Source organism: Clostridium intestinale, from assembly GCF_035905475.1.
Taxonomy (GTDB): domain Bacteria; phylum Bacillota; class Clostridia; order Clostridiales; family Clostridiaceae; genus Clostridium_T; species Clostridium_T intestinale.
The window spans coordinates 1,820,848-1,833,681 of sequence record NZ_CP121166.1 but is presented as its reverse complement, the minus strand read 5'-3'; the positions used below and the strand labels follow the sequence as shown (position 1 = coordinate 1,833,681).

Genomic DNA, 12,834 nt, shown 5'->3' with positions numbered 1-12,834 from the left:
AATTTACTATAGAATATATATATCAAGTGGTTAAAAGTGGTGAAAAGTGGTGTAGAATAAATAGAAAGTAGTTTTTGAGGTGTGAAATGTTTATAGGAGAGTATAATCATGGACTAGATGCCAAAAATAGAATGATTATTCCCTCTAAGTTAAGAGAAGAATTAGGAAATAAATTCATCTTAACTAAAGGGCTTGATGGTTGCCTATATGCATACCCTTTAAATGAATGGAAAATACTTGAAGAGAAATTAAAGTCATTGCCACTTACTAATAAAGATGCTAGAGCATTTGTTAGATTTTTCTTTTCTGGAGCCACTGAGATAGAGTTAGATAAGCAAGGAAGAGGGTTAATACCACAAAATCTTTTAGAATATGCGAAGATAGAAAAGGAAATAGTAAGTATTGGAGTACTTACTAGAGTAGAGATCTGGAGCAAAGACAAGTGGAATGAATATAACGATGAGAATATAGATTACGACAGTTTGGCAGAAAAAATGAGCGATTTAGGCATTTAAGGAGTGGTATTAATGGAATTTAAACATGTCTCAGTATTGCTTGAGGAATGTATAGAGGCATTAAATATTAAAAAGCAAGGTTATTATGTAGATTGTACAATGGGTGGCGCAGGTCATTCATCACATATAGTAAGTAAATTAAATAATGATGGAAGACTAATAGGAATTGACCAAGATACAGATGCATTAAGTGCAGCAAAGGAGAAGTTAAAAGACTACAACAATGTTATATATGTGCATAACAATTTTCATAATATTTATGATATTTTAGAAGAACTTAACATTGAAAAAGTTGATGGAATACTTATGGATTTAGGAGTTTCATCGTATCAGCTAGATGTTGGTGAAAGAGGATTTAGCTATATGCAAGATGCTCCTCTTGATATGAGAATGAATAGAGATAAGGAGTTTAGCGCCTACGATGTAATCAATGATTACTCAGAAGAGGACTTATATAGAATCATTAAAGACTATGGAGAGGAGAGGTTTAGTAAAAGAATTGCTTCAATTATAGTGAAAAGGCGAAATGAAAAACCTATAGAGACAACATTAGAATTAGTAGATATTATTAAAGCTGCTATACCAGCAAAAGCTAGGAGAGATGGTCCTCACCCAGCTAAAAGAACTTTTCAGGCTATAAGGATAGAAGTTAATGGTGAACTTGAAATATTGGATAAAGCAATAGATGATAGTGTGAAAAAATTAAATAGCAATGGAAGATTAGCAATTATAACATTTCATTCCTTAGAGGACAGGATTGTTAAAAATAAGTTTAGAGACTTAGAGAATCCTTGTAAATGTCCAAAAGAGTTTCCAATATGTGCGTGTGGGAAAAAGCCAACTGTAAAAGTTTTATCTAGAAAGGCTATAGCACCAACAGATGAGGAAATAGAAGTTAATCCTAGAAGTAGAAGTGCTAAGTTGAGAGTTTTAGAGAAAATTTAGGTATAAAAGAATGGGGATGTGAATAAATTGAAATTAGAGGAATATGATTATATAAAAGGTAATACAGCATTAAGTCCAAAGAGAAAACAGACGGAATTTGATTGGGAAAAATATGAGCAGCTAAAGAAAGCCAAAAAACAAAGAAACATAAGAATAAATGAGAAAAGGAAGAAAATCAGAAGCGGAGTTGGGCAAGTAATTACCATAGTTTTTGTACTTGGATTTGCAACTATAATGAGAGATTCGCACGTTTATAAAATACAAAACTCCATAGCTGATCTAGATAACAAAATAAATTCAGTAGTAGCAGAAAATGAGGCGTTAAATGTTGAGATATTAAAGGCTTCATCTTTATCTAGAATTAAAAACAATGCAGAAAACGGGTTAGGAATGACAACACCCAAAAAAGAAAATGTTATAAAGATAGACTTATCTGAAAACAATTTTTCTTTAAATGAAAATAACTTAAATAAAGATATGAAAAACGGCCTATTTGAAAACATAAAGGATGCACTTTGGTAGGTGCATCTTAGTTTTTGTATCAGTAATAATATGGGGGTTTAGTTGTGAAAAAAAACTATAGAGATAACGCTACAAGTAAAAAAAGAATGAGACTTGTACTAACAGGATTGTGTATATTCTTCTTTGTTTTATCCTTAAGGTTATCTTATATAATGATAGGAAAAAGACAAGAGTATTCAGCAAGAGCAATTGAACAATGGACAAGTGAAGTTAAAATTGATGCAAGAAGAGGAAAAATACTAGATAGAAATGGAACAGAACTTGCAGTATCAGCTAATGTATATAGAGTGGACTTTGATTTAAATACTATAAAAAAATACTTAAGCCAAAAAGAAAAAACAAATGAAACTATTGGTAAAGACATAGCAGCAGCAGTAGGAATGGAAACAACAGATGTAATTAAAAAATTAGAAACAACGCTGCCATCTGGAAATCCAGCAGGATCAGCTACCTTAATTAGAAGAATTGAAAAAGCTGAAGCAGATAAGGTAAAAGCATTAGGTATAAGTGGGGTTATAGTATCACCAGATACTAAAAGATATTATAGAAATGATAACTTCTTAGCACAAGTACTTGGGGTAACAAATTCTGATGGTCAGGGACTTGGAGGAGTTGAGCTTCAATACAATAAACAACTTTCAGGGGTACCTGGAATGAGAATAGCAGAGCTTGATAGTAGAAGTGAAGAATTACCATATACTGTTTCAAAGTTTACGCCGCCTGTAGATGGAAAAGATGTAACATTAACGGTAGATGAAAGTATACAATTTTTTGCGGAAAAAGCTGCTGAAGAAGCTCTAAGTGATAATAAGGCTAAAGCTGTAAGTGTAATTGTAATGAATCCTAAAAATGGTGAAGTATTAGCAATGGCAAATAAACCAGACTTTAATCCTAACAAGCCCTATGATGGTGCAGAAAGTTTTGAAGGAAATAATTCAAGTGAAAAATTACAAAAGATGTGGAGAAATAGGAGTGTATCGGACTCTTTTGAACCTGGATCTATATTTAAAGTATTTACTGCACAATCAGCTTTAGAGGACGGCGTAGGAGATGTAGGAGAAACGTATGTATGTAATGGATCTACTGTTGTTGGCGGAAGAACTATAAAATGCTGGAGAACTTCAGGTCATGGGACTGAAACCTTTGCTGACATTATAAAAAATTCCTGCAACGTTGGATTTATTGAATTAGGAAAAAGAATAGGAAAAGAAAGTTTAACTAAACATATTGCAGACTTTGGATTTGGAAAGGTAAGTGGAGTAGACTTACCAGGAGAAGCTAAAGGAATAGTAAAGTCTGTAAATAACATTTCAGAAGTTGACCTTGCTACAATAGCCTTTGGTCAAACCAATACTGTTAACCCTATACAATACATGGCAGCATTTAATGCAGTGGCTAATGGTGGAACTTGGATACAACCTCACGTTATGAAACAAGTATCACATAAAGATGAAAATGGAACCGAAATAATAGATGAAAAATTTGAACCTACTACTAGAACGGTAGCTACTACAGAAAAAACAAAAATTTTAAGATCTTATCTTGAAAGAGTTGTAACTGAAGGATCTGCAAAAAAAGCTTTTGTAGAAGGATATCATATAGGAGGAAAAACTGGTACAGCTCAAAAAGTTAATCCAGCAACAGGAACCTATCAAGGTTATATATCAACATTTGTTGGAATGGCTCCTATTGATGATCCTGAAATAACTGTTATGGTTTCGATTGATGAACCTGGTGGAACTGATTATTATGCAGGTATGATTGCAGCTCCAGTTGCACATACATTATTTAGTGATATATTCAACTATTTAGAAAGTAATGCAGATAATATAGGTGCTGCTAGCTTAGTTAAAGAAGTTGTAATTCCTGAAATAAGAGGGCTTAAGCTTCAGGATGCTAAGAAGATGCTAAAAGACTTAAAACTAGATTGTGAGATAAATGGAAGTGGAGAGTATGTAACAAAAGTATCTCCTATACCAGGGTATTCAGTTAAAGAAGGAAGTAAATTAAATATTTATACAGGTTCAAGCCAAGAGTATAATAAAGATATAATAATGCCTAATGTTAAGGGATATAGCAAGGAGCAGTCAACTAAATTATTCACTTCATTAGGATTAAAGTATGAATATGAAGGTTTTGGATTAATTAGTGAACAAAGTATTGAACCTGGGGATGTTATTTCAAAAGGAACTACTGTAAAATTAAAATTATCTAATGATACTCAAGATGGAGGATTTTAGCATGTGGTTTACCACATGCTCATCTTTTGTTTAAAATAAGGTTATTATGGAAAGAATACTAGCATAGTATTTTAAGGAGTGTATTTATGTTACTGGAAGATTTATTAAAAGGATTAGACTATAAATTAATCAATGGTGATTTAAAAACTAATGTAAAAGAAATTAGATATGATAATAGAAAAGTTACACAAGGAGACTTATTTGTCTGTATAAAGGGATTTAAGGTTGATGGGCATGAGTTTGCAAAATCAGCTATTGATAATGGAGCAACAGTTATAATCGCAGAGAAAAAATTAGATATTAATCATGGAATTACTGAAATATTAGTTGAAGATAGTAGAAAGGCTTTAGCCGTAATTAGTTCTAACTATTATGATAATCCTTCATCTAAGATGAAGATAATTGGTGTTACAGGAACTAATGGTAAAACAACAACTGCATTTATGTTAAAATCAATATTAGATAAAGCAGGACATAAAACAGGACTTGTAGGAACTATAGCTAACTATATAGGAAACAAGGTTATAAAAACAGAGAGAACAACTCCTGAGTCATTTGAATTACAAAAGTTATTTAAAGAAATGGTGGATGAAGAAGTTGAATATTGTATTATGGAGGTATCTTCACATTCTTTAGATCTTAACAGAGTTTTTGGAGTAGAATTTTATATAGGCATATTTACTAATTTAACAAGGGATCATTTAGATTTTCATTTGACTTTTGAAAATTATTATAAAGCTAAATATAAGCTATTCCAGAATTCTAAATTCAAAATAGTAAATATGGATGATGAATATGGACAAAGAGTTAAAAGAGATCTTATTTCTGAAGGTTCAGAAGGAAATATAATAACATATTCTATAAATAATTCTGGAGATTTTGATGCACGTAATATATCTGTAAATGGAATTATATCTAACTTTAATGTAAGATATAAAGAGGACTCTAAAGATATGGTACTGCAGATACCAGGTGATTATAATATTTATAATGCTTTAGGAGCCATAGCATCAGCAAGGATATTAGATATAACTTGGGAAAACATCATAAATGCATTAAAGGAAACTGTAGTAGCTGGAAGATGCGAAAGAGTTGTTGGGAAGTACCCTAATGATTATGAAATAATAATAGATTTTGCACACACACCAGATGGTTTAGAGAATATATTAAAAACCGCAAGGAAATTTACAAACAATAAATTGATTTGTATTTTTGGATGCGGTGGAGATAGAGATAAGCAAAAACGTGGAGAAATGGGACAAATAGCTGTTGAACTTGCTGACTACAGTATAATAACATCTGATAATCCAAGAACAGAAGATCCTTTACTAATAATTAATGATATAGTTAAAGAACTTAAAAAGAACAATTATGAAGTTGAAGAGAATAGACATGCAGCTATTGAAAAAGGAATGAAGATGGCTAAAGACGGTGATGTGCTTATATTAGCAGGAAAAGGACATGAAACCTATCAAGTTTTAAAAGAGAAAACTATAGATTTTGATGAAAGAAAGATAATAAAAGAAATATTAGCTAAAATTTAAGGAGTAAACTATGGAAAAATTAACTTTGGAAGAGATAGTTAAGGCTGTTGATGGAACACTTATAGTTAAAGGAAATATTACTGAATTTGATAAAATCTCAACTGATAGTAGGGAAATTTCTCCTAATAGTATATTTATTGCACTAAATGGCGAGAATTTTAATGGCAATAAATATGCTCCTAATGCTATAACAGGTGGAGCTAAGCTTTGTATAGTAGATGAAAAGATTGAAATTCCAGAGAATAGTGATTGTTCACTCATAAAGGTAAAGAGCGGAAAAGAAGCTCTATTAAACTTAGCAGAGTATTATAGAAGTAAATTATCTATAAAGATAATTGGGGTAACAGGTTCTACAGGAAAAACTTCTACAAAAGATTTAATTGGCGCAGCATTATCTAAAAGATTTAAGGTTTTTAAGACAAAAGGAAATTTTAATAATGAAATTGGCGTTCCTCTTATGATATTTTCTCTAGATGAATCTTATGAAGTAGCGGTTTTAGAAATGGGTATGAATAATTTTGGAGAAATACATAACCTAGCTAAGGTTGCAAGACCAGATATTGCCGTAATAACAAACATAGGAATATCTCATATAGAGAATTTAGGATCTCAAGAAGGTATACTTAAAGCTAAGATGGAAATAACTGATTATTTTACTAAGGAAAATACTTTGATAATAAATGGGGAAGATTCATTTTTAACTTCTATTAAAGATAAAGACTATAAAATTGTATCTTGTGGATTAAATGAAAAAGCTAATTTAAAAGCTACAGAAGTAAAGCTAATGGAAGAATCTATAGAGTTTATACTTAATAAAGATGATGAAAAACATAAATTTAATATTGATGCACCTGGAGAGCATAGTGTGTTAAATTCCTTATTAGCAATAGGATGCGGTGTTGAGTTTGGTGTAAGTTATGATGATATAAGTGAGGGATTAAAAAACTTAGCAAGAACACCTATGAGACTTGAGATTATTAGAAATAAAGAGGGTTATGTAATTATTAACGATTGTTATAACGCATCTCCTCAATCAATGAAATCTGCTTTAGAGGTTCAAAATAATATAAAATGTGATAAAAGGATAGCTGTATTAGGAACCATGTTAGAGCTTGGAGACGAATCTTATTTAGCTCATAAAGAAATTGGTGAATATGCTAAAAAGATAAAGGTTGATGAACTACTAGTAACTGGAGACTTCTCTAAAGCTTATAAAGAAGGTTTTGGAGAGGATACTAAAGTGTTTAATACGAAACTAGAGTTAATAGAGTATTTAAAAGCTAATGTTAGTATAGGGAATAGTATTTTAGTTAAAGCTTCAAGAAGTATGAAATTCGAAGAAATAGTGGATGCCATTAAATAATATTTACAAAGGAGGTGTCCCGGGGGTAGGGGGACATGAATAAGATTATGGATTTTATAAGTACAGACATGTTAATATCATTAATTTTATCTTTTTTAGTTGCAACGATAATAGGTTCACCTATTATAAAAGGGTTGTATAATTTGAAATTTGGACAAAATATAAGACAGGACGGACCTCAAAGTCATTTAAAGAAAGCTGGAACACCAACTATAGGTGGACTTATCTTTATTACTTCAACTACAATTGTCACATTTATAATGATTAGAGATATAAAAGATGAGGCCTTTGTTGCGTTATTTGCTTTCATAGCTTTTGGGTTTATAGGATTTTTGGATGATATAATTAAAATAGTTAAAAGAAATAATTTAGGATTAAGAGCATATCAAAAAATGATCCTGCTTTTAATTGTTTCAGGTGTATTATCTTATTACAGTTACGTCGAACTTGGTACTAAGATAAATATACCTTTTATAAATACTCAATGGGACTTAGGAATTTTATATATACCTTTTATTATTTTCTATTTTGCAGCTACTACTAATGCAGTTAATCTAACAGATGGATTAGATGGATTAGCTACTTCAATTACTATTTTAGTTATGACATTTTTATCAATAGTAAGTTTCAATTTAGGAAATTATACTTTAACTATATTTTCTATAGTTTTAGCAGGGTCACTACTTGGATTTTTGAGATTTAATGCTTTTCCAGCTAGAGTATTTATGGGAGATACGGGTTCTTTAGCATTAGGGGGAGCGGTTGCGACGGTAGCTCTTTTATTAAAGATTCCATTTATAGTTGTAATAATTGGAGCTATATATGTAATAGAAACCTTGTCAGTTATAATTCAAGTTTCATCTTTTAAGTTAACTGGAAAAAGAGTGTTTAAAATGGCTCCGATTCATCACCACTTTGAACATATGGGGTGGAGCGAAACTAAGATAGTGACGATTTTTTCAATTATAACAGTTATAGTATGCTTTATAGGATTTCTCTCTCTCTAATAATTTATGGAGGTTAATGAATGAAGAAATTTAACTCTAAACTTAAAATGGGTCAAATAGATTATCCTTTATTTTATGTAGTATTTTTTATATTAGCTATTGGAGTAGTAATGGTATATTCTGCTTCAACATATTATGGTATGTATAGAACAGACTCTCATGATTCTATGTATTTTCTGAAGAGACAGATAGTGTTTGCAGCTGTAGGAATAGCCGTTATGATTTTTATGATGGCATTTGATTACCATAAGCTAAAGAAACTTACTCCAATTGTATTAGTGGTTACAGTGATATTACTTATAGCAGTATTTTTCTTTCCAGCAAAAAATGGTGCACAAAGATGGATAGCAGTTGGTCCATTAAGTCTGCAACCGTCGGAAGTTGCTAAGTATGCCGTGGTATTGTTTTTAGCTTTAAGCTTAGAGCAAAAAGGTGAAAGAGTAAAAGGATTAATGTATGGTATTATGCCTTATTTAGGATTTTCTGGTTTTTTTGCAGGAATGGTATTATTGCAGAAAAATCTATCGATAGCATCTGTAATAATGATAGTTACATTAATAGTTTTATTTGTTTCAGGAGCTAGATTGAAAGACTTTGCCGTTATATTACCAGTTTTATTTGCTGGGGCTGTGTTTTTTATATTCTCAGAAGATTATAGAAGACGTAGACTATTAAATTTTTTAAATCCGTGGCAAGACCCCGCTGGGGATGGTTATCAGCTTATTCAATCATTTTTAGCATTAGGTTCTGGGGGAATAACTGGACTTGGATTAGGTCAATCAAGACAAAAAACCTTATATATGCCTGAACCACATAATGACTTTATATTTTCTATTATTGGAGAGGAATTAGGACTTATAGGGTGCCTTTTTATAATAGCTTTATTTGGAGTACTTATATGGAGAGGTATAACAATAGCTATAAAGGCTAAGGATACCTATGGAACGTTATTAGCAGTTGGTATAACATCTGTAATAGCAGTTCAAGCAATAATAAACATCGCAGTTGTAACAGGTTCTATGCCAGTTACAGGAGTACCACTTCCTTTTATAAGTTATGGAGGTAGTGCCTTAGTTATAAATATGACGGCCATGGGGATACTTTTAAATATATCTAGACAAACTGAAAAATCAGAGGTCTTTTAACTTTGCGTAAGCAAAGTTTTTTTTTTGGAAATAATTTAAAATTAATAAAATTGTAATGAAAAAAATGGGTTAAAGTGTTATTATAAATATAAGATTTTTTGTAAGGAGAGCTTAAGTGGAGGCATTAAAATATATAGAGGAGAAAAAAAGAAAAAAAAAGATAAAAAAAACTATAGCTTTATTAATGGTATTAATAGGGCTATTAATACTGTTCTTAATTAAGGCACCAATATTTAACATAAATAATGTTAAAATAGTCAGTAATGATAATGAAGTTGCTTTAAAAGACGATATAGAAAATAAGCTTCAAGGGATAAAGGGACGGAATATTTTTTACGTAAAAAGAAGTTACATAGAATCTATATTAAAAAATGATCCATATATAAAAGATGTAAAAGTAACTAAAGCCCTTCCCAATAATTTAACTGTTGAAGTAAAAGAAAATAAAAAAATATTTACGGTTGAACAAAATGGTAATTATTATGAACTTGATGAAAGTGGAAAAGTTCTTGATAAAAAGCTTGGTGAAGATAATTTAGTTAAATTAGAAGGTATAACTATACAAGATAAAGAAATTGGTGAAAAAATAACAGAAGATGAAAAGATATTAGAAATAGTTAAAGATTTTGGTGCTCTTATTAATTCAAATACTTCTAGTATTAAGTTTAGTAAGTTAGATATTAGTAACCTATCAAATATAAGTTTGTATAGCAATGAGGTTCTTATAAAAATAGGTGGAAACTTTGACTTGACTAGAAAGTTAAATAATGCCATCAATATATTGAAAAGTGATAAAGTTGATATAAAAAAAGGTTACATTGATGTTAGTGTTGAAGGTAATCCCGTTATAAAAGAGGAATAGGAGGTATAGCATGAAAAGACTTTATTCTCAGATAGCAGTTGCAATAGTATGTGCACTTTTAGGATTTTTCTTATCCTATCAATTTAAATTAATAAGCGCTAGAGAAGAAAATAAACAACAAAATACTTATGCAGCTACAGATATATTAAAAGAAGTAGAAAGTTTAAAGGCAGAAAGAGATGAAGTGAAAAAGCAAAATGAAGATCTTCAGGCTCAACTAAAGAAGCTAGAAGATGATGCTGCAAAATCTGGAGCTGTTGACATGGACATTAAAAAAGAGTTGGATACCACAAGAATGATTACAGGTACAGTAGATGTAAAAGGGCAAGGGATTATTTTGCGTATAACACCTAAAAGTGATATATTTTCATCTAATAAAGAAAGTGCTACATTAATAGATGAGTTAGAATTAATACATCTTGTTAATAGTTTATGGTTTGCAAGGGCGGAGGCTGTATCTATTAATGATTATAGACTAACACCTCAAACAGGTATAAAAAATTCTGGTAGCGTAGTAAACATAGGAAGTGAAGGAAGAGTAGATCCAAGTAAAGAAATTATAATTAAAGCTATAGGTGATAAAAATTCACTTGATGCTGCGTTAAAGTTTGCTAATACTTTGAATTTTCAAAACTTAGGAAGTTATAAAAAAGAAATAGAACCATCAGATGAGATTGTAATAAAGAAAAGTGTAAAAGGATTAAATTCTAATTATATAAAACCTGTTAAGTAAAGGAAGTGATTAAATGATAGCATTTATAGGACTTTTAATTGGAGTTATTATAGGATTGACAACGAATATAAATATTCCTGATAAATTTTCACCATATATGTCAGTGGCTATTTTAGCATGTTTGGATTCGGTTTTTGGAGCTGTTAGAGCGTCTTTATCTAAAAATTTTCAAGCTGATGTATTTATTTCTGGATTTTTTGGTAATGCGGCATTAGCAGCAGCCTTAGCTTATTTAGGGGATAAACTTGGAATACCAATATATATAGCGGCTGTTATTGTTTTTGGAGGCAGAATTTTTGATAATTTTGCTATTGTAAGAAGATTATTATTAGAAAAAGCGAAATCTCGTTAATGGAGGTTTAAGGATGAAATATAATGAAGCAAGTATTTTTGTTTTTATAGCCTCCATAATAATAGGTGTTTTAATAGCACTAAATATAAATTTATCATCTACGTCTTCTAATATTCAACTAACAGCAAATGAATATAGTAAGGCAGTAGATGAACGTACTAAATTAAGACAAGAGATAAATGCTTTAGATACTAACAATGATGAAATTATAAATAAACTTAACGATTATACATACTCTGAACAAAAAAATGAAAAAATAATTGAAGACTTAAAATCTCAACTTAGTTTATATAAAATGATAGATGGCTTTGAAGATACTAAAGGACCAGGGATTAAAATTACTATAAGAGATGGTGATTATGAAAGCTTAGGTATAACAGATCCAAAGCAGATGTGGTTTTATTTACTTCATGATAATGATATGATAAATGTAGTTAATGATTTAAGAGCTATTGGTGCAGAAGCAATATCTATAAATGGATATCGAATATATCCATTTTCAGGATTGATATGTGACGGTCCATTTCTTAGGATTTATGGCGATATACAGATCCCGCAACCTTTTGAGGTTGAAGTAATAGGAGAACCAAAAGTTCTTCAAGATTTTCTTGCGAGTGATAATTCACATATAACCGGCTTAAAAGCAAGAGGTGTAGATGTTAAAGTTAAGGAAGTAAAAGAGATTATAATGAGGGCTAAAATAAATACAACAAAACCAGAATTTATGGAACAATACACAAATTAAGAATAAACCTCCCCAAAAAAACTTTTTTTTGTTGGGGAGGTTTATTTTAATGAGATTATTAAATTGCTTCAAAAATAATAGAAAATAAAGTCATACTCTTCCAAATAGCTATGTTTTGTATTATAATTAATTATATGAATTTGAAGGAAATATATATATTTTGGAGAATATATAGAAATAGGAGATGAAGTTTTGAGCATAAAGGAAAATATACAAAAAATTAAAGAAACTTTAGAAGATGACATAACTCTTATAGCTGTATCTAAAACTAAACCTTTAGAAGCTCTAGAAGAAGCCTATAGCTATGGAATATGTGATTTTGGAGAAAATAAAGTTCAAGAACTTTTAGAAAAGTACGATAACTTTCATAAAGATGTAAAATGGCATCTTATAGGTCATCTACAGACAAATAAAGTTAAGTATATAGTAGATAAGGTTTTTCTTATTCATTCTCTAGATTCTATTAAGTTATTACAACAAATAGAGAAAATCTATGGAAGTAATGATAAAATAGCAAATGTATTAATTCAAATAAACATAGGGAAAGAAGAAACTAAAGCAGGTATCTTTGAGGAAGAACTAGATGCTTTAGTAAATGAAATAGAAAAATGTAAATATGTTAAAGCTTTAGGATTAATGGTTATTATACCTAAAGGAGATGAGCAAGAAAACAGAAAGTATTTTAAGTCTACTAAAAACATATGGGATAAATTAAAAGAACAGAAGTTCAAAAATATAACAATGAAGCACTTGTCCATGGGAATGAGTAGTGATTATATAACTGCCTTAGAAGAAGGAAGCAATATGATTAGAGTTGGGCAAGGCATTTTTGGGAAAAGATAAAATTTAGGAGGAATTGAT

13 protein-coding genes are annotated in these 12,834 nt (G+C 30.3%); all 13 read left to right on the top strand.

Annotated elements, in window-relative coordinates; all coding sequences use genetic code 11:
* The first annotated feature begins 86 nt into the window (after positions 1–86).
* The 13 genes from mraZ to P8F83_RS09435 all read left to right on the top strand — a co-directional run bounded on the left by mraZ (position 87) and on the right by P8F83_RS09435 (position 12,816).
* The gene (gene mraZ / locus P8F83_RS09495; protein WP_021801413.1) at positions 87–515 is read left to right on the top strand and encodes a division/cell wall cluster transcriptional repressor MraZ; all 429 of its coding nucleotides are present in this window, start codon (positions 87–89) and stop codon (positions 513–515) included.
* 12 nt (positions 516–527) lie between these two features.
* On the top strand, positions 528–1,460 hold the full coding sequence (rsmH, locus tag P8F83_RS09490) for a 16S rRNA (cytosine(1402)-N(4))-methyltransferase RsmH (RefSeq protein ID WP_326514412.1): 933 nt from the start codon (positions 528–530) through the stop codon (positions 1,458–1,460).
* Positions 1,461–1,478: 18 nt separating this feature from the next.
* Positions 1,479–1,982: a cell division protein FtsL gene (locus tag P8F83_RS09485; protein ID WP_326514411.1), complete on the top strand. Its 504-nt coding sequence runs from the start codon at positions 1,479–1,481 to the stop codon at positions 1,980–1,982.
* 86 nt (positions 1,983–2,068) lie between these two features.
* On the top strand, positions 2,069–4,222 hold the full coding sequence (locus tag P8F83_RS09480; RefSeq protein WP_326514834.1) for a stage V sporulation protein D: 2,154 nt from the start codon (positions 2,069–2,071) through the stop codon (positions 4,220–4,222).
* Between the two features lie 86 nt (positions 4,223–4,308).
* Entirely contained in the window at positions 4,309–5,766 is a 1,458-nt protein-coding gene (locus P8F83_RS09475; protein ID WP_326514410.1) for a UDP-N-acetylmuramoyl-L-alanyl-D-glutamate--2,6-diaminopimelate ligase, read from the top strand.
* Positions 5,767–5,776: 10 nt separating this feature from the next.
* The gene (locus tag P8F83_RS09470; protein WP_326514409.1) at positions 5,777–7,129 is read left to right on the top strand and encodes a UDP-N-acetylmuramoyl-tripeptide--D-alanyl-D-alanine ligase; all 1,353 of its coding nucleotides are present in this window, start codon (positions 5,777–5,779) and stop codon (positions 7,127–7,129) included.
* A gap of 35 nt (positions 7,130–7,164) precedes the next feature.
* On the top strand, positions 7,165–8,136 hold the full coding sequence (gene mraY, locus P8F83_RS09465; protein WP_326514408.1) for a phospho-N-acetylmuramoyl-pentapeptide-transferase: 972 nt from the start codon (positions 7,165–7,167) through the stop codon (positions 8,134–8,136).
* 20 nt (positions 8,137–8,156) lie between these two features.
* Positions 8,157–9,281, top strand: coding sequence for a stage V sporulation protein E (spoVE, locus tag P8F83_RS09460; protein WP_326514407.1), 1,125 nt, complete (start codon positions 8,157–8,159; stop codon positions 9,279–9,281).
* Positions 9,282–9,396: 115 nt separating this feature from the next.
* A complete protein-coding gene (locus tag P8F83_RS09455; protein WP_326514406.1) occupies positions 9,397–10,143 on the top strand; it encodes a cell division protein FtsQ/DivIB in 747 nt (248 codons plus the stop codon).
* Between the two features lie 10 nt (positions 10,144–10,153).
* Positions 10,154–10,876 carry a DUF881 domain-containing protein gene (locus tag P8F83_RS09450; protein WP_326514405.1) on the top strand — a complete coding sequence of 241 codons (723 nt, stop codon included), beginning with the start codon at positions 10,154–10,156 and terminating at the stop codon, positions 10,874–10,876.
* 13 nt (positions 10,877–10,889) lie between these two features.
* Complete coding sequence (locus P8F83_RS09445; protein WP_021801423.1) at positions 10,890–11,228, top strand: small basic family protein; 339 nt, start codon at positions 10,890–10,892, stop codon at positions 11,226–11,228.
* A 13-nt stretch (positions 11,229–11,241) separates the two neighbouring features.
* Positions 11,242–11,973 carry a DUF881 domain-containing protein gene (locus tag P8F83_RS09440; protein ID WP_326514404.1) on the top strand — a complete coding sequence of 244 codons (732 nt, stop codon included), beginning with the start codon at positions 11,242–11,244 and terminating at the stop codon, positions 11,971–11,973.
* A gap of 192 nt (positions 11,974–12,165) precedes the next feature.
* Positions 12,166–12,816 carry a YggS family pyridoxal phosphate-dependent enzyme gene (locus P8F83_RS09435; protein ID WP_326514403.1) on the top strand — a complete coding sequence of 217 codons (651 nt, stop codon included), beginning with the start codon at positions 12,166–12,168 and terminating at the stop codon, positions 12,814–12,816.
* The last annotated feature ends 18 nt before the right edge of the window (positions 12,817–12,834 follow it).

Excerpts from the sequence above, each read along its gene's own strand:
- mraY (WP_326514408.1), top strand. The coding sequence starts at position 7,165 with ATGAATAAGATTATGGATTTTATAAGTACAGACATGTTAATATCATTA.
- P8F83_RS09470 (WP_326514409.1), top strand. The coding sequence starts at position 5,777 with ATGGAAAAATTAACTTTGGAAGAGATAGTTAAGGCTGTTGATGGAACA.
- P8F83_RS09440 (WP_326514404.1), top strand. The coding sequence starts at position 11,242 with ATGAAATATAATGAAGCAAGTATTTTTGTTTTTATAGCCTCCATAATA.
- rsmH (WP_326514412.1), top strand. The coding sequence starts at position 528 with ATGGAATTTAAACATGTCTCAGTATTGCTTGAGGAATGTATAGAGGCA.
- spoVE (WP_326514407.1), top strand. The coding sequence starts at position 8,157 with ATGAAGAAATTTAACTCTAAACTTAAAATGGGTCAAATAGATTATCCT.
- P8F83_RS09445 (WP_021801423.1), top strand. The coding sequence starts at position 10,890 with ATGATAGCATTTATAGGACTTTTAATTGGAGTTATTATAGGATTGACA.
- P8F83_RS09450 (WP_326514405.1), top strand. The coding sequence starts at position 10,154 with ATGAAAAGACTTTATTCTCAGATAGCAGTTGCAATAGTATGTGCACTT.
- mraZ (WP_021801413.1), top strand. The coding sequence starts at position 87 with ATGTTTATAGGAGAGTATAATCATGGACTAGATGCCAAAAATAGAATG.
- P8F83_RS09480 (WP_326514834.1), top strand. The coding sequence starts at position 2,069 with ATGAGACTTGTACTAACAGGATTGTGTATATTCTTCTTTGTTTTATCC.
- P8F83_RS09475 (WP_326514410.1), top strand. The coding sequence starts at position 4,309 with ATGTTACTGGAAGATTTATTAAAAGGATTAGACTATAAATTAATCAAT.